The sequence below is a fragment of the Streptomyces yokosukanensis genome (assembly GCF_001514035.1).
GTDB lineage: Bacteria > Actinomycetota > Actinomycetes > Streptomycetales > Streptomycetaceae > Streptomyces > Streptomyces yokosukanensis.
On sequence record NZ_KQ948207.1, the window covers coordinates 529,919 to 551,941 of the forward strand.

Here is a 22,023-nt window from a genome sequence, read left to right on the forward strand (position 1 = left end):
AGGAGGAGTGGTTCTGCGGGCAGAGGGGCCCTCCGTCTTCCTCGCGCCGACTCTGCGCCCCGCACACCTTGCGTCGCGCGGGGCGCAGTGACGTGCTCCGTCGTTCAGGGCGTCGTGGCCGGGTTGTTCACGCGGTCCACCACGTCACGGATCGCCGCGTCGATGTCCGGTGTCGCCAGGCCGATGTCCGTGTAGTGGACGTACTCGACCGCCGCGACGGATCCGAGGCCGCGGACGAGAAAGCCGTACTCCTCCTCCCTGCCCGCCTCCAGCAGCAGCACGATGGGTTTGCCGAAGGCGCTGGCCCAGCCGATCTCGACATGAGTGCCGGGGGAGGGCGGGATGCCCGGAATGGCGACGAAGACGTCCGCCTTGCGGATCTCCTGCTGGTCCAGAGGTGTGCACTCCTCGGGGGCCAGTACCTGCGCACCCCAGGCCTCCCGGCGGTGGGCGTTGTAGACCTCCAGGCCGTGTTTCTCGAAGTGCTCGATGAGCGTGAGGAACGGAAGCTGTTCGGTGGTCGGCATGCTGTTGGTCTCCGGATTGACCAGGCCCATGAAGGGACCGGCGAGGAAGACGCTGCGCACGCCGTCGAGGACGGGCTCGGGGGTACTGACGGTCATGGTCACGAGGTTTCCTTCAGTCCTTGTAGAAGCACTGGATGTAGGCGTTGCCGCTGGTGCCGTAGGTGTATTCCGTGGTGTCGTACGCCTGGTACGCATGCCGCTCCACATGGATCCGGCGGAAGTGGTCGACGTACTGCCAGCGCAGTTCGGGTTTGGTGCTGAAGAACGGGATGAAGACGCCTCCGGGCCGCAGCACGCGAACCACCTCGGGCACCGTCCTCGCCCACAGCTCCTTGTCCTTCCACACCTCCATGTCGAGGGCCGGGTCGAAGAACATGCCGTCGAAGCTCTCGCTCGGCAGTTCCTTGATCCGCTGGAAGAAGTCGCCGCGCTCGATGGACAGGCTCGGCGGCAGAACGGGGTTGGCCGTGCGGAACAACTCCTCGACCTCGCCGAAGAGTTCCAGGACGGTGTGGCTCCGGGTGGCCGGATTGCGGGCGATCCGCAGCGCGGACAGACCAAGGCCCAGCCCGACCTCGTAGAAGTCCTGTCCGTGCCGGCACAGGAGGTCGGCGCTGGCCCACATCAGGTCGCGTTCCCAGGCCTGCATGGCCTGCTCGCCGCCGATGCTGAGCGTCACCTCGCCGTCCTTCTCGATCAGCTCGATGTCCGGTGCCGCGGCCTGCGCGGTGGTCGGTCCGTTGCTGTGCTCCATGTGTCCTCCTCGGGACGGAAACGAGGCCGACGGCTGTCAGCCCTGCCGGGGAACGACTCCGAAGTGCCGGCGGGCGGTGGAGACCGCCAGGTCCTGCACCGCGAAGACGGTGAAGTAGTAGGCCTGCGGCGCCGTCTGCTCGGCGAACCGGACCCGGAACGCCACGTCCCTGGTGGTCCGGTCCGACCCCTTGACCTTGACGATCGCCGGTTCGACGACGGTGTCCTCGCGCAGATACGTCGGTACGAACAGGCCGAGTCGCACCGGGCCGGGCCGGGCGGCGGTCAGTTCGGCACGGACCTCCAGCACCCCGCCCGCCGGGACCTCGTCCGGGGCGAAGGCGAGCAGCTGCGGCGAGTCCGGTACCCGGAAGGTGACATCACCGCAGCGCAGACACACCACGCACACGGTGTCCAGGACGTGCGGCAGCAGGCCGCGCCGGGTGAACCGCTGTGCGGGCCGACCGCAATGGCAGGTGACCTCGTCGACCCGCTCGTCCAGGCGGCTGCGGTCACCGAAGTGCGCGGGATAGTTCATCAGCTCGGTCTCCGGGTTCTCGGTGACCTGCTCGGCGACGACGTGGTCCAGGGACTGCAGATCGGCCTCCAGGGAGGCACGGATCTCGTGTTCCGACTGGTCCGCGGAGTGCGTGGGACGGGCCACCCACAGGTCCACCTTGCGGGCGAGCTTGGCCAGCCGGGGACGCAACGGGTGGTTGTGCGGCAGCAGTTCCCCGGTCAGCAGCGCGGTCAGCCGTGTGCCCGCCGTGAGGAGCAGCGCGTCGGGCCGGTGGTCCGACGACTCGGGCGGGGGGCCCGCCTGTTCCCCGGGCAGGCCGAAACGCATGAAGGCGGGGTAGGGGTGCGAGCCGGCCAGGCTGGCGTTCAGGGTGTCGACGGAGTCGGCCCCGGCGGCGGCCGCGCGCATCCAGGCCGCGTTCTCGGGCCGGTCGGAGTCGTGCACGGAGACCGCCGAGACGACGGTGCGGGCCGGGCCGTCCAGTGCGTTGAGGAGAATCTGGTAGCGGGGGTCGTAGAGCGCGAGGTCGGACAGCGGTCCGCTGTTGCAGGCGCTGAGGACGACTTCGGCGGCCGTCACCTCGTTCAGGGGTACGAGCTTGTCCTCGGGCTTGTAGCACGGCAGGCCGTAGGCGCAGCGCGGGCCGAGGAGCCCGGCGTCCCTGGGGGCCGTGTCGTTGAGCCCGCAGATGGTGAACTCGCCGAGATTGATGCTGTCGTCCTTGCCGTGGCCCTGGAAGACGACCTTGCGCCAGGCGGTGTCGAGGATCTCGGCCTGGATGTCGACGCGCTCGAAGTCCCGGTCGTCGTAGACCCGCACCCGGTCGGTGGAGCCGGGTCGGTCGGTGTCCGTGAACAGCCCGAGGCGGGTGAGGGACGGCCGCGTGCGCGCGTACTGCTTGGCCGTGTTCCACAGCAGGGAGACCGGGTCACGGCCGCTCAGGAAGGACAGGCCGAGCCCCGCGGCCCGGTATGTGCTCTGCAGCAGATCGCGCACCGGGTCGAGACGCAGCCGCTCGTAGGTGCCCACCACCAGGAGCGTGCCGCCCAGTTCGTGCCCGAACCCGCGCAGATCCTGAGGAGCGAGCCAGGTGCGGGCCAGCGGCGCGAGCAGATCGGTCAGACCGTCCGGCAGCTCCTCACCGCCCAGGACGACGCCGTGGTCGAGCGGCGCGGGCGGGCATGTGCCGTCGTACAGGCGGCTCGCCAGCTCGATCGAGCCCTCCAGGTCGGCGCGGCCGTCGGTGAGGACGGGCACCGGTGTGCTCGCGGGTGCCGCGAGGAACTCCTTCACCGCGGTGCTGAGGTGACTCGGCGGCACCGGCCGGAAGAGCGGCTGATGCGCGGACGCGCTCTGCTCGGTGGTGCGGGCGTCGGTGTGGGCGGACTGCATCTGAGGTGACCTCTGTCCTTGATCTCAATTGCTGGACATGCGAACGGGCTGTGGCATGGCGGGTGTTACGGGGCGCGGGCGCTGTCTTCCTCGGGCGTGCGGCCGGGTCAGCAGGCACCGCCCGTGTCGGCGGTGGCGGGTACGGGCCGGGTCCGGGTGAGCAGGCCGCGGCAGGCGAACGCCCCCGCCGCGGCGAGCAGCGCCGCGCCCACCGCCACCGCGAAGACGCCGTGCGGCCCGAGCGGGCCGGTCAGCAGACCGCCCGTCTGCTGACCGATCGCCTCGCCCAGCACGGTGGACAGGGACGCCCAGGTGAACGCCTCGGTCAGCAGCCGGTCGTCGGCGAGCGTGCCGACCAGAGTCATCTCGGCGGCGGAGACCAGAGCGATGGGCGCGCCGCCCACCGCCAGCGCGAGACCGAGGGCCGTCTCGGACGTGGCGAGCAGGGGTACGGCCGTACCCGCGGCGAAGGCGAGCACCAGCCAGGGGAAGCGGCGGTGCACGGGCCGGTCCGTCTGCGTCCCCCCGAGCCACAGCGCTCCGACGGCGCTTCCGATGCCCCAGCATGCGTACACGAAGCCGGTCTGGCCGGCCGTGCCGTGGGCGTCGACGAAGGCCGGGATCGCGAGGGTCATCAGACCGATGGGCACGGCCGAGGCGGCCATCACCGCGAGCAGTCCGAGCAGGGCCCGGTTGCGCAGCGGGCCCAGCAGACCTCCGGGCGAGCCGCCCTGCTCGGCCGCCGCCCGGTCCCGCTCGATCACTTCGGACGGCAGCGGGGTGAGCGCCAGCCCGACCGCACCGATGCCGCCGAGCACGGCGACCGCGGTCAGCGCGGAGGCAGCCGAGCCGACGGTCATCAGAGCGGCGAGCACGACCGGGGTGCCGATGACGAGGAGTTCGGTGAGCAGCGCCTCCCAGAGATAGGCGGTGGCCCGCTCGTCCTCGGTGAGCGGTAACCGCGCCCACAGGCCGCGCATACAGGCGTTGGCCGGGGGCAGGGCGGCACCGGCGAGCACCGCCAGGACGAGCTGTGCGGGGTCCGCCGGACCGGTGGCCCACACCAGGAGGACGAGAGCGGTCGGATAGACCGCCCCCGTCGCGAGCAGTACGGGCCGTCGGCCGATGCGGTCGACCCGGCGGGCGACGAGCGGGCTGCCCAGGGCCATGCCGACGGTGTAGAGGGCGGAGACGAGGCCCGCCTGGGGGTAACCGCCGCCCTGCTCACGCACCACGAGGACCATGGCGAGGGACATCAGGTAGACGGGCAGCCTGGAGACCACGCTCCACCAGGCGAGCCCGGCGATGTGCGGGCGCGCCAGCAGGCGCAGGAACCTCCGTGGCATCCCTGTCATGGTGGGTCGTTCCTCCGTGGGTGGTGGGTCCTGAGTGGTGGGTCATGGCTCGGGGCCGGGGGCCGGTGCGGGGCGCCGGGTCGACTGCGACGGTGCGCGGGTCAGGGGGAGGGAACCGGTGCCGCCTCCGTGCCCGCGGCGACCTCGATGCCGAAGACGTCCAGCACATGTCTCATGCGCTCTTCCACCTCGGCGGCCGTCGCGCCCTCGACATGGACGTGTCCGCACGAGTTGTGCGAGGCCCGGCGCGCGGTGACGTACGCGCCGGGGGAGGTACGCAGGGCGGCCGCGATGACGCCGGGCAGGCTCAGCAGCTCCTCCTCGGAGGTCAGCGCGGTGACCGTGCCCGTGCCGGGCAGCGGCAGCAGCAGGTCGCCGACGCAGCGGCGCTCGCCGTACTCCAGGGCCGGGCGGCGGCCGGCGTACACGTCGAGGGTCGCGCCGAAGACGTCGAAGCCGTAGGCGTGCCCGTGGTTGGCGGCGATCTCGCAGCCGGCCATCCGGATCCCGACCTCACCGGCGTACATCCGGCCGTCGATCTCGAAGAACTCCATGTGCAGATAGCCGTGGTCCAGGCCCATCCCGCGGACGATGCGCCCTACCGTGCCGGTCACGTCGCAGGCCGGTCCGGGGCCGGAGGCGACGCTGATGTTCGCGTTCATGGCCCCGTCGACGATGTCCAGGGGACGGCACGGCATCGCACTGGGCCAGACGTCCAGGACCTCGCCGTCCAGGATCAGCGCGCACGCCTCCCACTCGGTGCCGCCGAGGTACTCCTCCACCATCCAGCGGCGTGCGGTGAGATCGACCCGGCCGATGTCGGCGGGCTCGCGCAGGAGGTACGTGTCCACGCAGGCGAAGGAGTCGACGGGCTTGAGCACCACCGGCCAGCCGTGCGCGGCGGCGAAACCGGTCACGTCGGCGGCTGTCGCGATCCGGGCGTAGCCGGCGGTGCACAGCCCCAGCTCCCGGAACTTGTCCTTCATGTCCGCCTTGTTGCGCACCCACCGGACTTGACGTGGCGTCAGATGGGGCAGGCCCACGAGCCCGGCGAAGCGCTGTGCGATCTCCTGACGGGGCTCGGACGGGTTGCAGAAGCGGGCCGGACGGACCGGCTGCCGGCCGATCCAGTCGAGATAGCGCTGGGCCTCGGCCTCGAGCGGTGCGCCGCGCCGGACCCAGAAGGCCGGCAGATGGGCGGTCTCGTCCAGGTACTGTGCCGACATGTCGGCACGGGCCTTCTCGAAGCGCAGCAGGACCAGGCCTTCGGCGCGGTTGCGGGCGGCGTAGCGGGTGAAGGAGGAGGCCCGGTCGTCCGCCAGCAGAACGGCCTCCGCGGCCCCGGTCACAGCGACTCCAGCGTCTGCCGGAGCGTCTTGGCCGCCACCCGCTGCTCGGACTCCGACAGCTCGGGGGAGAGCGGCACGCACAGGGTGCGCTCCAGCAGCGAGCGGGTGCGGGCGAAGCCGTCCCTGCTGAGGGCGTGAGGGATCCCGTCGGCGAGGTTCCACGGGAAGCCGTCCGCGTACAGGGAGTTGCGCGAGGTGAGCACCGGGTGCTCCGGCAGGAAGTACTTGCCGAGGGTCCAGTGGGCGATGCCCCGCGCGCTGAGCCGCGCCACGGCCGCGTCCCGCAGCTCCCGGCTCTCCAGCCGCAGCCGCAGACTGATCTTCGCGTCGCCCCCCGACCGGGGCAGCAGCGCGATGTCCCCACGGGCGGGCAGTTCCTGCGCCGCGATGGCGTAGTGGCTCTCCAGGCCCGCCAGGATGTCGTCGAGGTGCCGGAACTGCTGCAGCTGGACGGCGGCGACCTCCTCGCTCGTGACGAAGTTCTCGCCGTAGTAGGCGCCTTCGTTCCATGTGGGGTAGCGGCCGGGCACCCGGGCGGAACCGTGGTCGTGGTAGCAGCGCATCACCTGCCAGGCCGCACGGTCGTTGGTGACCAGCAGCCCGCCCTCGCCGGAGGTCAGGATCTTGTTGTGGTGGAAGCTGAAGGCACCGGCGTAGCCGCGGGTGCCGACGCGACGCCCGTCGGGGAAGACGGCGCCGAGAGCCTGGGCCGCGTCCTCGACGACGTACGGGACGCCCTCGGGCAGCGCGGCGACCGCGCCCTCCATGTGGGCGACGACGACCCGCTGAGCGTCCGACGGCAACAGGGACACGTCCAGCGAGAACGAGTCGTCGACGTCGACCGGCACCGGGATCAGCCCGGTGGACAGCACCGCACCGGCCACCGCCACGAAGGTGACGGCCGGGATGTGCACGACGTCGCCGGTCCGCGGCCGGGTGGAGATCAGCGCGAGGCGCAGCGCCTCGGTGCAGTTGTGCACGGCGAGCGCGTGGTCCGCGCCGAGCTGTTCGGTGACCCGGCGCTCCAGCCTGTCGGCCATGCTCTCGGTCTCGGTCTGGTAGCGGAACAGCACGCCCTGCTCGATCGCGTGGCGCAGTTCGCTCATGTCCGACCAGTCGAGGTAGTTGGCACCGTAGGGCAGGAATCGCTGTCCCAGCCTCTTCTCGAGCGTCATCGTGCACCCTCTCCGGTGGCCGACGTCCGGTTTTCGGTCATGGCGGGCGCGTCCCGGAAGGCGTGCGCCGCGGCGGATTCGGTGAGGGGGCAGACGCTGTCGTCGACGAGCATCTCCTCGCCGCGGAAGTTGCGCAGTGCCAGCCCGTCGGGTGTTTCACGGTAGTACGGGCGGGCCATGGGGATTTTCCCGATGCGGGTGGTCAGGACGTACTGCGGTACGCCGAAACCGGTGATGTGGCCCTGCAGGCCCTCCATGATCTCCCAGCCCTTCTCGACCGAGGTCATGAAATGGGAGACACCGGTGACGTTGTCGCAGTGGTAGAGGTAGTAGGGGCGCACGCGGATCCGCAGCAGTCCGGTCATGAGCCGGCGCATGGTGTCGACGTCGTCGTTGATCCCGCGCAGCAGGACGGTCTGGTTGCCCACCGGAATGCCGTGGCGCAGCAGCCGGTCGACGGCTGCTTCGGCCTCCGGGGTGATCTCCTTGGGATGGTTGAAGTGGGTGTTCAGCCAGACGGGGTGGTAGCGCGCGAGCATCTCGCACAGCTCCGGTGTGATGCGCTGCGGAAGCAGGACCGGGAACCGGCTGCCGATCCGGATGATCTCCACGCTCGGGATGGCCCTGAGGCCGGCGACGATCTCCTCCAACTTGCCGTCCCGGTACGACAACGGGTCGCCCCCGGTGAGCAGCACGTCCCGGATCTCCGGATGCGCGGCGATGTAGCGCAGGTCCTCGCTGAAGTCCTCGCCCTCGTTGCGTTCGAAGTACGTGCCGTCGACGTTCGTGGTGTGGAACTTGCGGGTGCAGTGCCTGCAGTAGACCGGGCACGCCTCCGTGATCAGCATGATCACCCGGTCGGGGTACTTGTGCACGACGCGGTTGGTCCTGCGGTAGTACATGTCGCCGACCGGGTCGACCTCGGCGCCGCTGAACTCCATCAGCTCGCCGAGCGCGGGCACGGCCTGCTGCCGCACCGGGCAGCCGGGGTCGTCCGGGTCCATCAGCGAGGCGTAGTACGGCGTGACGGACCAGCGGTACTTGCCGGCCGTCTCCGCGATCGCCTTCTCCTCCAGGGGCGTGGGCCGGATCCACTCGCGGGCCTTGTCGAGGTTGGTGATGCGCTTGCGCATGTGCCAGCGCCAGTCGTTCCACTGTTCGTCGGGGATGTCTTCGCGACGGGTGAGGGCAGGCCTGATTCCGTCGGGTTCCGTGCTCATCTGGGACATCGCAACTCCGGTCCAGCGACTCGGGTCGGAAGAATTCCTGCATGGGTCGGGTGCACCACCCGGCGCGGCCGGGGTGTGGCTGCTCTGGGGACAGTGCGGCGGGCAGGGAGGTCAGAAGGCGATGGGGGCGAGGGCGAGTTGACGGAGCGTCCGGGCGACGCGCTGGGCGCCGCGCAGGTCGTCCGGACCGAGCCCCGACCACGCCGCGCGGGCGTCGGCGTCCGACGGGGCCCACAGCGCGGGGTCGGTGGGATCGTGCACCGTCGGCAGGCGTACGGCCTGAAGGGCGCGCCGGGCCAGGTCGTCCTGGTCGTGGTCGAGGGGCGGGAGAAGGGCGAGCGGGGCGCGGCGGGACTGCGCCAGCGTCAGGGCGGTCAGCGTCGGGGAGGCGATGAACACACGGGCCGCCGCGTGCAGGGCGTCCACGTCGGCGGTGGCGGCGTCGTGCACGTGGACGCAGGCGGTGTGTGCCAGCGCGGCGGCCGTGATCGTCGCTTCGCCGTCGCACACCACGTCGCACCGGCCCGTGTGACGTACCGCCTCCTCGGCCAGGGCGCGCAGGGGACCTTCGGCGAAGGCGGCGAGGTCATGGCCGGGCACCCGGTGCGCGGAGACCAGCAGCAGGCACCCCGTCCGGGCGCGGTCGCGCGCCAGGCGGACCGGCGCGAGCGGGCCCGTGGGGCGGGCGCCGTCCGGTCCCATCGACCGGGGAAGCGGCAACCAGGGCGGGGCGTGCACGCGTACGGTGGCCGCCGCGACGGCGGGCAGCGCCTGGGACCGGTGCCCGGAGTGCAGATACACCACCGGCACTCCGCGCTCGGTCAGTCCCTGTGCCACGGCGGGAAGGTCGCAGACCAGGGCGGCGTCCGGACGGCCGGCGACCCGCCCGCTCCACTCCCTCTCCTCCCTCCCCCCGCTCTCCTCGACCAGGTCCATCTCGCCGAGGTGGGCGGCGATCCGCCGACGGGCGGTCACCGAGTCGAGGCGCCGGGGTGCGGCGACCAGCAGCAGACGCCGGCGTGCCGGCGCCGGTCCGTGCGCCGGGAACTCTCCTTCGCCGTGGGAGGGCATCAGTCTCCTTACACCTGGACGGACGGGGACCCGGGCCGACCGGGAGGGTCAGTACTGCCATGGCTGTGCGCCGCCCAGCCGGGCGACGTCGTCGCTGTACCCGGCCGCCGTGGCCGAGCAGCCGTTGCAGACGCGCGGCCCCTCGGTGCGGAAGAAGTCGGCATGGGCGTGGAAGGCCGGTGTGTCGAGCCGGATGACGCCGTCCTCACGCAGCGGTGCCCCGCCCGGTGCCTCGTCCCCCTCGCGATGCGGCAGGCAGCTGCAGGCGTACGCCCGCCCGTACTTGCCGTCGAGATAGATCACGTCGTCGACGACATGGCACAGCGGTTCGCTCGCCCGCGGTGTGACGGAGTCCGAGAAGTACCGCTCCTGTTCCTCGGGGGTGTCGCCGTAGAACCGCTTGCCGAGCGGGACCAGTACCCGCTCGGGGTCCGCGTCGTAGATCGGGTCGCACAGTGCCCGCACGTGGTCGGGGTCGGGGTAGCGGATGGCGCGTTCGAGCTTCAGGGCCGACAGTTCCCACTGCCGCACCCCGGCCTCGGTCAGGACCTTCTGCAGCTGGGGCATCTCGGTGTAGTTGTGCGGCCCCACGACGCTGTTCACGCGCGGCAGCACGCCGAGCCGGGCGGCGGCGCGCAGCCCGCGCAGACCGTTGTCGAACATACCGGGGGAGCGGCGGTAGACGTCGTGGGTGGCGGCCGAGCCGCCGTCGAGGCTGACGATGACCTGCGCGAGACCCGCGTCGGCCAGCCCCTCGATCTGCCGGGGCAGCATCATGCCGTTGGTGATGATCGACATCTTCATGCCCGCGTCGGTGCCCCGGCGCACCAGCTCCGCCACGTCCGTGTGCATCAGCGGCTCGCCGCCGGTGAAACGGATGTAGCCGACCCCGGCCTCCACCGCGCGGGGCAGCAGTTCGTCGAAGTCCTTCACGGAGAACCGGAACGTGTCCCGGGAGAGTGCGAACTCGCACATGAAGCAGTCCGCGTTGCAGGCCTCCAGCAGACGGATGAACAGATACCTCTCACGCGTACCGACGCGTCCTTTCGGTACGCCGGGCCGGGGTGCCGATTCCAGGGTCATGGCGGAACCTTCCTGTTGGCCGGTGGCGGCCGGTCTGTGGTCGTCCGCTCAGCCGCGGGCAGCGGTCGGGGCGCGCAGGACCAGATCCAGGACGTGGTCGGCGACCTGGGCCGCGCCGCCCCGGCCGACGGTGTCGACGAGGCCGGTCCAGCCGGCGCCGGCACGGGCGCGGCGGAGCGCGGCGAGGATGCCGTCGCGCACCTGGGTCCGCGTGTGTGTGCCGTGCTCCTCGGCCGCGGCGGCGATGCCCGCGTAGATCAGCCGGAGTGCGGCTTCCTCGGAGGTCGTGCGGTCGCGAAGGACGTCGGCCTCGGCGAAGACCTGGTCGGGCCAGCCGACCCGCACGTCCGCGCCGACCGCCCGGCTGTGGAAGCGGCCGTTGAAGATCTGGCTGAGGTTCTGCGGCGGCAGACACACGGTGGGCGTGGCTCGCGCACCGGCCTCCAGCAGGGTGGTGAGTCCCGGTGAGGTGAGCAGGACGTCGGTGTCCGCCAGCCGGTCGAGGAAGGCCTCGTGCCCGAGAGGGCCGTAGCTGACACGCATCGGCGACGGAGCCTTCGCGCCGGGGGAGAAGCCGGCCGGGAGATTGCCGGCCACGTGGACCTCCTCCACGCCGAAGGACTCCAGCGCGCTCAGCGCGGCGGGTACGACGAGGCGCGGATAGGAGGTCCAGTCGGCGAGGGACGGCGACCGCAGCCCACCCAGGCTGACCAGCGCGCGGCGCACGGGTATGCCGCGGCCGGACCCGGCCGCCGGAGCGGAGGATCCGTCCCCCTGCGGCACTGCAGTGACGGCCTCCACCCACCGCAGGTTCGTGATCGAGGCGAGCACCTCCCGGCACTCGTCGGGCAGGTCGACGCACCGCTGGGCGCAGTACACCGACACATCGGTGGGAAGCGAGTCCCGGTCCCCCTTGGTCCACAGGAACGGCAGGCTGTCGACGAAGACCGTGGGCACTCCGGCGGCCTCCAACGCGACGGCCGCGGGGCCCTCCAGCACGACCAGCCCGGCTCGGACGTCCTCGCGGCGGGCAACCTCCGCGACCGCCTGGCCGTCGTCGGCGGGAGCGTCGTACCAGTGATCGATCCCGTGCGCCGACAGCAGCGAACGGCTCAGTCCGGAGGCGATGCCGACGAACCGCAGCGGAACGGGCGAACGGTCACGGAGAGTTGTGATCAGGGAGCTGAGCTTGCCGGTGCTGCCCCAGCCGAACTCGGCTCCTGCGAGGGCGATGGTGACGGTGGGAACGGGTGACTGCATCTGCATGAAGCGTGCGGGCCCTTCCTCGCGCACGGCCGCATGTACCGACCGCATCACGGATTTCCGGAGTCCTCATGCTCAGCGAGGCCGGAAGCGGCAGGCAAGGGAGTCATGGCAACTTCTAGCCACCGATTCGCAGCTACAACCCATGTGCATTATCGGGGAGTTCGGTCGCTCCTCCGGCCGCTGCCCGAGGATCGCCCGACTACCAGACGTGGCGACGCTCGGTGACCGAAGTGGATGGGTCGGCCTTGGCGCGAAAGGCCGACACGGCTCAGGGGCCTACGCCTGACACCGTCCGGGGCCCATGCCTGTCCGGAACCGGCGCACCTTCCCGGGCCCGCGCGACCGACCTCGGACAGCCGCCCTTGGTGAGCGTAGAAGCAAGTGCGAGGTTGGCTCATATCGGAGGGCCGGGTTCATCGTTGTGAGTGAATGTCCATGAGTGCAGCGTGGTGCAGCGCGGTGCGGCCTCGGCAGAGACCGCACCGGTGACCGGTTGCACTTCAGCGGCCGCTGCTCGCGGTGGAGGTCGGCCCCCGGTCCTGGAGTTGCTGGTCGTAGAGGCTGTTCGGCAGGACGTGCGCGCCCGGCGACTGGACCTGGCCGTCGCTGCCGTTCTGCAGCGTTCCGGTGCAGCCGATGGCCCAGTTGTGGGCCGTGGGCGGATCCTGGGCCTTGTAGCTCTGCGTGGCGCAGTTGTACGCGGTGCTGTTCGCGTCGGACCAGCCGTGGCCGCTGCCGCGCGTGCCGTTGTCGACCAGCAGCAGGGAACCGGCGACGGTGACGTCGTCGTAGAGCGTGCCGCTGCCCCAGCGCTGGTGGCCGCCGGCGTCGTAGGTGACCTTCACCAGGCTGGCCCTGCAGCCGCTGAAGACGTTCGGACCGGCCTGGCGGCCGTAGGTGGTGAAGGCGTGCACCTTGGTCGCGGTCACCGCGCAGTCCTGCACCAGGTTCTGCTGTCCCTGGAGCAGATATGCCTCGGAGCGGGCCGAGCTGTCGGTGGTGAGCATGTCGAGGGCCTGGGTGTGCAGGACGGAGATGCGGCGGGACTGCGGGCCGAGCGCGGTCTGGCCGCTGCCGCCGAAGTGCCGCCACACGACGTGCGAGATCCAGGAGTCCTGGACGGCCTGGAACTCCCAAGGGGCGGCGTTGTAGAAGGTCTTGGCGTAGTCGGGCGCGGACGCCATGGCCTCGCCGTCGAGGGAGAGGTCCTCCAGGCCGACGTGATCGATACGGGGGAAGTCGTAGCGGTAGACGGTGGCCTGGGTGTACTGCTTCTCCAGCGCGTTGGTCAGCGGTACGTCGAGGGTGAGGCTGTGGCCGTGGACGGCGGTGATCCGTCGCTCGAAGCGCAGGCTCCAGTTCGGGGTGAAGACACCGTGCATGCCGATGGCGTCGATCCATGCCTGAGTGGCCGGACGCTCCACGACCACCTGGTCCCCCGCCTTGAGGCCGGAGGTGCCGGCGACGGTCAACTGCCGGGCGCCGACCGGGACGTAGGCGTCGGTGACCTTGGTCGGCGTCCCGACGGTGGTGTACGAGGACTTGTCGCCGATCGTGACCAGAGTGCGGGCGGAGGCCTTGTCGGCGACCAGCGTGGTGCCGGACGCGCTCGTGCCGGTGCCGCGCACCACGACGCCGCTGGTGTTGATGTGCAGCTGGCTCGCGATGTGGTAACTGCCCGGGGCCAGTTGGACGGCCCCGCGCAGTCCGTGGGCGTCCGGTCTCAGGGCGGACACCTTGTCGATGGCCGCCTGGATCGTGGCGGTCGCATCACCCTTGCCGGGCGCGGCAACCTTCACCCGCACGGGCACCTTCGGCAGCGGCACCCCGCCACCTTCGTAGCCCGCATAGGAGAAGTCGGGTATGCGGTTGCCCTGTGCGTCGTGTCCGTAGACCAGATGCCCACCGGACATGCTGATCCACTTCCCGCTCACCGCACCGGAACCGACTCCAGCGGGGTGCGACGGGCTGCGGGTGCTGCCCTGCGCCCCTGTCTGGATGACCGCGGCGGATGCGGTCCCTGCCAGCACGGCGATGACCGACGCGTACATGTACCGGCGCCTGGACGCCCGTCTCCTGCCCCGAACCACGCGTGGACTCCTTGTCCTTGTGCCACCTGAGGAAGTCATACGCAGGCCAGGATGGCCGATCCTGCAGCCAATCGGAGCCCAAGGGTTCCGATGTCTGACGAGGTTTGCCGAACCTTTCTGAACTTTCCCGATCACTGCAACGGCGGTACGGCCACGTCATCTGCGGGAAAGCGTGAGTTCACGGAGGGTCGGCGCGCGGTCGGGGTGGGGGTCATCGGATGACTGCTGGCGTACTCCTCGGCCAGGACGGTGGGCGTCGGCTGGAATCGGTATGTGAAGCGAGGCACCCCGGCACCGGGGTGGCCGCACGGTGTGGGCCACCCGAGGATCGAGGGGATGACCCGTTCCGGTGAGGGTGGGGAGTTCGGTCCGTGGCGCGGCCAAGTCGCTGTCCGGGGCGGGGTCGAGGCGGCGGTGGAGCGTGATGCGGAACAGGCCGGACCCGGCGAACAGCGTCGCGTCGGCCGGACGCGAAGTGGGGTCGGCGAGCGTTTCGTTCAAGCGCCCGCGTGTGGGTCGGGACCACGATCACGTCCATGAAGGCAACCGTCGCCGTCGCACTGGCCGTCTTCCTGATCGCCGTGGGGATCGGGCACTTCCTGCTCCCCGGATACTTCCGGACCCTGGTGCCGCCCTGGCTGGGCCGGGCCGGACTTCTCGTCGTCGCCGGCGGGGTCGCGGAGATCGTCGTCGGAGCCGTGATTCTGGCACCGGCGGGCCGCGCCGTGGGCGCCTGGGCCGCGGCCGCACTGATCACGGGCTATCTGGTCTGCCATCTGGACGCCCTGTGGCGGGCTTCCGGCGACCGGCCGCGCCTGCTGGAACGCCCCGTCGGCGCTGCCCTTCGGCTGGCGGTCAACCTCGTCTACATCGGCTGGGCGGTCACGGTCGCACGGGGGGCCGCCTGAGCGGCTCGGGCGGGCGGCACGCCAGGCGCTCAGCACGGGCTCGATCAACGCCGAGCGGGCATCGGCCGGATCACTCGAACGCGCAACACCTGAACCGGACGCACCCCCAATGAGGGTGCGCGACCAGGCGCGCGTCGGCCGGTACATGGATCTCTCGACCCGGCGAGGCCGCGGATCGCCGTACGCCGAACTCCCACGACCAGGGGAAACTCGGTCGTGTCGCCCACACCGCGACGGCAAAAGCCGCTATCCCGGTCTGGCCCGGACAATCAGCCGGAGAACAAGGGGACGACACATGAAGCCAGTCCGCAGCACCCTTCAGACGTCGCGGCGCGGCCTGCTCCTCACGGGCGGCGCGCTGGCCTCCGCCCTGACCGACGCCCCGGTGGCACAGGCTCTCACCCGCGCCCGGGACGCACGCGGTGGAGTTCCCGGGGCGCTGCAGCACCCTGTGGTGACGCGCCCGGCGGATTGGCTGGCCGTGGCCGAGGAGCTGGACGGAGCCGGGCAGTTGGGCGCGGACGGCATCGTGTACCGCGCCACGTTTCCGCGGTACGACCTGAACCTGTCCTCGTACGGGGTCGGCGGACTGGTGGAGGCGTCGTACGCGGCGTTCGCCCGCTACCCCGACGGCCGTACGATGCTCATGGGCGACGTGGTCGCCACCGAATCCGAGCTGCAGCGGGTCACCGACACCGTCCAGGCCCATGAACTGGAGCAGACGGCGATCCACAAACATCTGCTCGCCCACCGGCCCACCCTGTGGTGGACGCACATCCGGGGAGTCTCCACCGACCCGGTCGCGCTGGCCTTCGCCATGCGTGCCTGTCTGAACGCCACCGCCACCCCCGCGCCCAGGGAGCCCGACAGGACCCCTCCGGCCGGTCTCGACACCGCCGCGATCGACACCGTGCTCGGCGCGAAGGGCGTGAGCGCGGACGGCTACCGCTTCTCCTTCGCCCGCAAGGAGACCATCAGCGACGGCGACTGCGTGGTGCCGCCCGGCATGGGTGTCACGACCTCCTTCACCTTCTACTCCGCGGGGCACGGCCGTGCCGCGGTGAGCGGGGACTTCGTCATGACCGCCGGGGAGGTCCAGCGGGTCATCAAGGCCCTGCGGCACGGCGGCATCGAAGTCGTCGAACTGCACAATCACGCTCTGAGCGACAACCCCCGCCTCTTCTACCTCCACCTGTGGGCCGTCGGCCACGCCGTATCCCTGGCCCGCACCCTCCGGACAGCCGGCGCGGCGACCAACCTCGCCGCCACTGCCTGACGCACACCGTGGCGACGGTCCGTCAGGCGCGGCTCGGTGCCGACTCCGGCTCCGGCTCGGAGGGAAGCGGCGTCGCGCGGCGGGGGAGCAGCAGCGGGGTCGCCAGCAGGAGTACGCCGGCCAGGCCGATGGCCGTACGCAGCCCGACCAGGCTGCCCAGCACGCCCCAGACGGCCGTCAGGAGAGCGGTCGCGGCCTTGGTCGTGACCGTCCAGGCGGACAGCGTGCGGGTGACCCGATCGGGCGCGGTGCGCTCGAGGCGGTAGGTGGCGTAGACGGGGTTGAAGACCCCGCAGCAGAAGATGAGCCCCAGCTCGACGCCCATCACCACCAGCAGCCCCGCGGTCCCGGGGCCGGGGAAGGCCAGGCCGATGGACCAGATCGCGCGCAGCGTGCCGACCACGACCAGGACCTGGTGCTGCCCGAACCGGGTGGCGAGCGGTCGGGCCAGCCGCGAACCGAGCAGCCCGCCGATCGAGGGCGCGGCGAAGGCGAGGCCGTACTGCCACGGCGTGAACCCCAGTCGGCCGAGCATCAGGACGGCCAGCAGCGGCTCGGAGGCCATCACCAGGCCGTTGAACAAGGCGGTGTTGAAGAACAGCGGGCGCAGCGTCGCGTCGGCGAGGATGTACCGCCAGCCGTCGAGCAGATCCCCGGCCCGCATGCGCGTGGCCTCCCGGCGTTCGGGCCGCGGCTCGTGCCCGCCCGTCGCGCGGATGCCCAGGGCCGAGAGCAGGTAGCTGACCGCGTCGGCCACCACCGTCGCCACCGGACCGAGGAGCCCGATCGCCGCGCCGCCCAGCGGCGGCCCGATGATCGTGGTCGTCCAGGCCGTGGACTCGAACCGGGAGTTGGCGACGAGCAGGTCCTCGGCCGGCAGCAGCGTCTTCAGGTATGCGCCGGAGGCGGCGCGGAAGGTGATGTCGGCCGCCGCGACGACGACCGAGACCAGCAGGAGCTGAAGGAAGGTGAGCACGCCGAGCGCGAACGCCACGGGGATCGTCAGCAGCGCCGTGAACCGCACCAGGTCCATCGCGATCAGCACCGGCCGCTTGCGGCGGAACTCCACCCACGGGCCGAGCGGCACCGCCACGGCCGCTCCCACCGCAACCCCCACGGAGGAGAGCACGGCGACCTCGGCCGGCCCGGCGTGCAGCACCCGGACGGCGATCAGCGGGAACGCGCCGAAGGCGAGCCATGTGCCGAGCGCGCTGGTCCCGTACGCTCCCCAGAGCCACCCGAACCGCCGCCCCAGCCGATGTCCGAGCAGATGCCCCAGCCGGTGTCCGCTCCTCATGCCCGACGCCCCTCGTCATTCACCTGCACAACCGATGCGCGATCGGGTCCATCAAAGCGAGTGCCGTACCTGGGGATCAAACAACCGGAGCGACGTCGGGCACAACCAATGGTTGTACCCGTAGGGTATCGGCATGGGTATCGGCATGGACCTCGACACCGTACGGACCTTCGTCGCAGCCGCCGACGCGGGGCAGTTCCAGGACGCGGCCGCCGAGCTGGCGGTCACCCAGCAGGCTGTCTCCAAGCGCATCGCCGCGCTGGAGCGCACCCTCGGCGTGCGGCTGTTCACGCGCACCCCGCGTGGCGCCCGGCTGACCATCGACGGGCAGGCGTTCCTGCCCCACGCACGCGAGCTTCTGCGCGTCGCCGAGCGCGCGGTCGCGTCCGTGCGCACCGGCCGCCGACCGCTGCGCGTCGACGTGATCTCCTCGCGCGGCGCGGCATCGGGCCTGATGCGCGGTTTCCACCGTGCGCACTCCGAGATCGACCTCGACGTGCTGATGCTGTTCGACATCGAGATGGCCGTCGCCGCCATCCGGTCCGGTTCCATCGACGCGTCCTTCCGCGCCGTCGCCGTACCCGGCCGGCCCCTTCCCGAGGACATCGAGTCTGTCCGGGTGGTCGACGAGCCGCTCGAACTCCTCACCGGACCCGCCCACGCGCTTGCGGGCGCCCGTTCGGTGACCATGGCTCAGCTCGTCGGGCACCGGATCTGGATGCCCGGCATCGTCCCCGGCACCGAGTGGGGCGCCTACTACGACGACCTCGTCGCCGAGTTCGGCCTCACCATCGAGGCGACGGGCCCGAACTTCGGCTCCGACGTCCTCCTCGACACCATCGCCGACACCCCGGCCCTGGCCACCTTCATGGGCGGGCAGACCCGCCTCGTCTGGCCCGCCGGCTACGGCCTGCGCCGCATCCCGGTGACCGACCCGACCCCCGTCTACCCGCACTCGCTCCTCTGGCACCGCGACAACCCCCACCCGGCCCTGGCCACCCTCCGCGCCCACCTCGCCGCCACAGCGACCGGCCACGACGCCGCCGGGACCTGGCGGCCGGACTGGGTGAGTCCGCGCTGAACACCGCCGCGCCCTCGCCCACCGCGGGCCGGCCGACGGACGGTGACACGGGGTGGTCGCGCGCCGCCCCTATTGCCAGTGCTGCCGACCGTTGCGTGGGATGTGACCCGACCGCACCGATGCCGGGGCTGATTCGGCAGTTCTGCGTCATCACCGTCGCCGTACAAGGGTGATGTCGCTGACCTGCCAGCCTCGTGTACGAGGGTCCTGTTGAACTGATCGTGTAACGACAGTCCCTTCACAGGACGGAACTCATGGCCTCAACAGACACCGGCACCACGCTCCAGGCCGGAGCGGCCGGGCCGGCGAACCGATCTCCGTTGGTCGGGTGGCTGGCCGTCGTCTCGGTGATGCTGGGAATCTTCGCCATCGTCACGACGGAGATCCTGCCGATCGGCCTCCTCACCAAGATCGGCTCCAGCTTCGCCATATCCGACGGCATGGCGGGACTCATGATGACCATGCCGGGATTCCTCGCAGCCGTCTGTGCACCAGTGGTCACCCTGGCAACGGCACGCGTCGACCGCCGGCTGATGCTGTGCGCGTTCATGCTGCTGCTGGCCGTCGCGAACTTCCTGGCCGCGGCTGCACCCGGCTACTGGCTGGTGCTGGTCTCCCGCGTCATCGTCGGGGTGGTCATCGGCGGCTTCTGGTCGATCGGCGCCGGACTGGCCGAGCGACTGGTGCCGGCGGAGTCGGTCGGCCGTGCCACATCAGTGATCTTCTCCGCGGTACCGCTCGGCTCCGTGCTCGGCGTACCGGCGGGCACGTTCATCGGAGACCTCGCCGGGTGGCGCACCTCCTTCGTCGTGCTGGGCGCCCTCAGCGTCGCCGTGCTGGGCATGCTCGTCCTGGTCGTGCCGCCGCTGCCGCCCGGCCGGTCGATGCGCCTGAGCGTGCTGCGCGACATGCTCAGAGGCGTCAACACACGTTTCGCACTGCTGCTGACCTTCCTGGTCGTCCTCGCGCACTTCGGGACCTACACCTACGTCACCCCGTTCCTGGAGCAGGTCACCGGCGCCGGCCCGCAGCTGATCACGGTCTTCCTGCTGGTCTACGGCGCCGCGGGAATCGTGGGCAACTTCCTGGGCGGAGCGGCGGTCGGACGCCACCCCCGGGCCGTCTTCGGTCTGGCAGCCGCGATGATCGCCGCCGTCACCCTGTCGCTGCCGTTCCTGGGGCGGTGGCAGATCGGCGCCGTGCTGCTGCTCGTCGTCTGGGGCATGGCCTATGGCGCCGTCCCCGTCTCCTCCCAGACATGGTTCGCCAAGGCAACCCCCGACACGCCCGAGGCGGCATCGGTGCTCTTCACCGCCTCCTTCCAGGCGACGTTCTCCGTGGGCGCGCTGGTCGGAGGAGTCGTCGTGGACCGGACCTCCCCGTGCACGGTCATGACATGGGGCGGCCTCGCCGCCGTGTGCATGGTTCTGGCCGTTCGGGCCCACTTTGCCCGCCGTCTCACCTGGCCGGACCGCACCTGAATTCCGGGGACACCAGCCCGCGTCCGCGGATCGCGGCGGGTTGTCATGGCAGGGCGAGGACTTCCTCGATCGCGGACCGGATCTCCTCGTCCTGCAGGAACGCTCGGTAGTCCCGGTGCGGCGAGAGGCGCCGGTCGAAATCGCGTGCCGTACGCAGGGCCGCCCGCACCGCTGGAGAGACCGTGCCGATCCGGGCGAGAGCCCTCAGCGCGATGAGGAAATGACCGTACGAGTCATCACCGTCGGCGATGGGAAGCAGGCAATCCCCGACGACGGACGCGCTCGGCTCCGACTCGCCCGTGATCGACCACAGCGCGACCGCCGCCTGCAGCCGCGTCCAGGTGTTGCCGTGGTCCATGACATGCCGTACCCGGTCGGCACAGGGCCCGGCCGCCGGGCCGAAATCACCGAGGAGGCCGACGGGGCCGTAGGAGGGTTCCGCTTCGGTCAGCACGGCCTCGCCGATGAGTCGCAGCGCCGCGTCGCGGTCGCCGCCGAGGCGCCAGGCGGCCCACGCCACCTTCCGATGGTTACCGGGGAAGTCGAGGACCGTGCATCTGCGTACGGCGGGCTCGGCGCAGGCCGCGGCCGGTCCCATCGCCACCAGCGCGTCGACCGCGTGCAGTGAGTACCGGGTGTCGGCCAGCAGGGCCACCACCTCCGGCAGCGCCGGCGCCGCGGCAGGCCCCCATGCGGTGAGGACTTCGAGGAAGGAGCAGGTGAGCGGGCCGCCCGCGCCGTCGTCGCGGAGCAGCTTCCGCACCGAGGGCAGCAGGACCTCGGCGTGGTCCCGCAGTGGCGTCAGCACGTCCTCGACTTCTGGAAGGCGCGGGTCGCCGCTGACGTACGCCCGGGAGTACTGGCCCCGGTACGGCTCGTACAACCGCTCGATCAGCCCCGGCAGGGCGCGCGGGTCGCCGACGCGGGTCAGCGCCCAGCGGGCGTGGTCGCCGACGGTACCCTCCAGGAACTCGGCCTCGCCCGGGTCGTCCAGGAGCGCGGCCAACGCATCGGCACAGGAAGCCGCCTGTGATCCCAGGACCGCGAGCAGGTGGGCCGCCCGGTACCGTACGCCGTCGTCCGGGTGGGAGAGCAGCGTGCCCGCGAGTGGCAGCAGCGCGGCTGCCGTGGACGGCCGGAGCACCAGCAGCCGCCACGCCTTGTCCAGCGCGACCCGGCACAGCAGGGTGTCTCCCGTCGTGTGCGCCGCGCCGATGAGCCGGACCACGAAGGAGAGCGCTGCGGCCGGCGCGCTCTCCAACAGGGAGGCTGTCCGGGAGACGACGTCCTCACGGGTGAAGGCACCGTCGACGTCCGGCACGTACCAGATCGCCTCGAACCGCGGACGTACGGAAGGGTCGGACAGAATCTCCGACAGCAGGTCCAACTCCCGGACCGGCGCCTGGGGATCGAACGCGCCCCAGGCATGCACCGCGGCGACCCGCATCACGGGAGCCCCGGCCCGAAGCACTTCGGTCACCACCGCGCGCACCCGGTCCCCCGTGTCGGCGTCGGCGGAGCCTGCCGCGGCGGCCCCCAGCGCGAGCAGCACAGGCAGCCGCACCGTCGGGTCCGTCTCGGCATGCCACCGCTCAAGCAGCGAGCCGACCCCGTCCGCGAGCGGCAGAGCCTGCCGCCGCACTTCGGGCCGGGGGTCCGCGAGCAGCGCCCGGAACCGGGGGCGCTGGCGCCACCAGGTTTCGTGCCACCCCGCGTCCACCACGCTCGGTTCGGCTCGGGCCGCCGTCTCGGCCATGCCGACGAGCAGTTCGACGAGCGTGGTTCGGGCGCCCATGCCCGGATCGCCGGCGAGGGCAACGATGAACGGCAGCGCGGCGGTCGTGGCGGGGGCCACGCGTTTCGTGCCCAACGCGAGGCAGTCGAACAGGGGATGACAGTCTTCCTCGGTCGCGGCCTCACCCTTGAGCGCCAGGCGCCGCAGGGCGCGACGCATCTCCTTGGCCGGATGGTGCTCGAGCGCCGACTCCAGCCGATCCCACGGCACATCATCCAGCGCCTCGAGCGAAATGTCTGCCACTCGTCCCCCATGGCCTTCCCCGAATCGGCTCCCGGACGGACATCCTGCCATCGAAGGGCGGCCGTCGGCCTCCTCGACGGGATCGCGCTGACGCGGAAGCCCGACCGCCGTCCCACTGGCCCCGCGGAGGTC

At 71.3% G+C, this 22,023-nt stretch carries 17 protein-coding genes; 4 read left to right on the plus strand and 13 right to left on the minus strand.

The window, feature by feature from the left end:
* Positions 1–104: 104 nt before the first annotated feature.
* The 11 genes from AQI95_RS05535 to AQI95_RS49780 form a co-directional block, all read right to left on the minus strand.
* Positions 105–623, minus strand: a complete 519-nt coding sequence (locus AQI95_RS05535; RefSeq protein ID WP_107121548.1) for a nucleoside 2-deoxyribosyltransferase — start codon at positions 621–623, stop codon at positions 105–107.
* A gap of 16 nt (positions 624–639) precedes the next feature.
* A complete protein-coding gene (locus AQI95_RS05540) occupies positions 640–1,281 on the minus strand; it encodes a class I SAM-dependent methyltransferase (protein WP_067118166.1) in 642 nt (213 codons plus the stop codon).
* A 36-nt stretch (positions 1,282–1,317) separates the two neighbouring features.
* Positions 1,318–3,192: a hypothetical protein gene (locus AQI95_RS05545; protein ID WP_067118168.1), complete on the minus strand. Its 1,875-nt coding sequence runs from the start codon at positions 3,190–3,192 to the stop codon at positions 1,318–1,320.
* 107 nt (positions 3,193–3,299) lie between these two features.
* Entirely contained in the window at positions 3,300–4,538 is a 1,239-nt protein-coding gene (locus AQI95_RS05550) for an MFS transporter (RefSeq protein ID WP_244188635.1), read from the minus strand.
* 110 nt (positions 4,539–4,648) lie between these two features.
* Positions 4,649–5,896 (minus strand): ATP-grasp domain-containing protein, encoded by a 1,248-nt coding sequence (locus AQI95_RS05555; protein ID WP_067118172.1) that lies wholly within the window; start codon positions 5,894–5,896, stop codon positions 4,649–4,651.
* The gene (locus AQI95_RS05560; protein ID WP_067118174.1) at positions 5,893–7,071 is read right to left on the minus strand and encodes a DegT/DnrJ/EryC1/StrS family aminotransferase; all 1,179 of its coding nucleotides are present in this window, start codon (positions 7,069–7,071) and stop codon (positions 5,893–5,895) included. Before AQI95_RS05560 ends, AQI95_RS05555 begins: the two co-directional genes overlap by 4 nt.
* A complete protein-coding gene (blsG, locus tag AQI95_RS05565) occupies positions 7,068–8,291 on the minus strand; it encodes an arginine 2,3-aminomutase (RefSeq protein WP_107121562.1) in 1,224 nt (407 codons plus the stop codon). The genes AQI95_RS05560 and blsG overlap by 4 nt, the downstream gene beginning before the upstream one ends.
* A 120-nt stretch (positions 8,292–8,411) precedes the next feature.
* Positions 8,412–9,371, minus strand: a complete 960-nt coding sequence (gene blsF / locus AQI95_RS05570) for a CGA synthase-related protein (RefSeq protein ID WP_244188636.1) — start codon at positions 9,369–9,371, stop codon at positions 8,412–8,414.
* 48 nt (positions 9,372–9,419) lie between these two features.
* Positions 9,420–10,454 (minus strand): cytosylglucuronate decarboxylase, encoded by a 1,035-nt coding sequence (gene blsE, locus AQI95_RS05575; protein ID WP_067118181.1) that lies wholly within the window; start codon positions 10,452–10,454, stop codon positions 9,420–9,422.
* Positions 10,455–10,502: 48 nt separating this feature from the next.
* A complete protein-coding gene (locus AQI95_RS05580; protein WP_067118798.1) occupies positions 10,503–11,714 on the minus strand; it encodes a hydroxymethylcytosylglucuronate/cytosylglucuronate synthase in 1,212 nt (403 codons plus the stop codon).
* A 506-nt stretch (positions 11,715–12,220) separates the two neighbouring features.
* A complete protein-coding gene (locus tag AQI95_RS49780; protein WP_107121549.1) occupies positions 12,221–13,771 on the minus strand; it encodes a pectinesterase in 1,551 nt (516 codons plus the stop codon).
* 575 nt (positions 13,772–14,346) lie between these two features.
* Between AQI95_RS49780 and AQI95_RS47175 the strand changes: the two genes are divergently transcribed.
* Positions 14,347–14,718, plus strand: a complete 372-nt coding sequence (locus tag AQI95_RS47175; protein ID WP_067118801.1) for a DoxX family protein — start codon at positions 14,347–14,349, stop codon at positions 14,716–14,718.
* A gap of 295 nt (positions 14,719–15,013) precedes the next feature.
* Complete coding sequence (locus tag AQI95_RS05595; protein WP_067118188.1) at positions 15,014–15,994, plus strand: LppY/LpqO family protein; 981 nt, start codon at positions 15,014–15,016, stop codon at positions 15,992–15,994.
* Positions 15,995–16,016: 22 nt separating this feature from the next.
* On the opposite strand, the gene AQI95_RS05600 is transcribed toward AQI95_RS05595, so the two are convergent.
* A complete protein-coding gene (locus AQI95_RS05600) occupies positions 16,017–17,291 on the minus strand; it encodes an MFS transporter (RefSeq protein ID WP_067118191.1) in 1,275 nt (424 codons plus the stop codon).
* A gap of 145 nt (positions 17,292–17,436) precedes the next feature.
* Here AQI95_RS05600 and AQI95_RS05605 point away from each other — a divergent pair, with 145 nt between their 5' ends.
* Both AQI95_RS05605 and AQI95_RS05610 read left to right on the plus strand, forming a co-directional pair.
* A complete protein-coding gene (locus tag AQI95_RS05605) occupies positions 17,437–18,372 on the plus strand; it encodes a LysR family transcriptional regulator (protein WP_067118804.1) in 936 nt (311 codons plus the stop codon).
* 254 nt (positions 18,373–18,626) lie between these two features.
* On the plus strand, positions 18,627–19,853 hold the full coding sequence (locus tag AQI95_RS05610) for an MFS transporter (protein ID WP_167361926.1): 1,227 nt from the start codon (positions 18,627–18,629) through the stop codon (positions 19,851–19,853).
* A 43-nt stretch (positions 19,854–19,896) separates the two neighbouring features.
* Here the strand turns inward: AQI95_RS05610 and AQI95_RS05615 are convergent, their stop codons facing one another.
* The gene (locus AQI95_RS05615; protein WP_159056459.1) at positions 19,897–21,891 is read right to left on the minus strand and encodes a hypothetical protein; all 1,995 of its coding nucleotides are present in this window, start codon (positions 21,889–21,891) and stop codon (positions 19,897–19,899) included.
* Positions 21,892–22,023 lie beyond the last annotated feature (132 nt).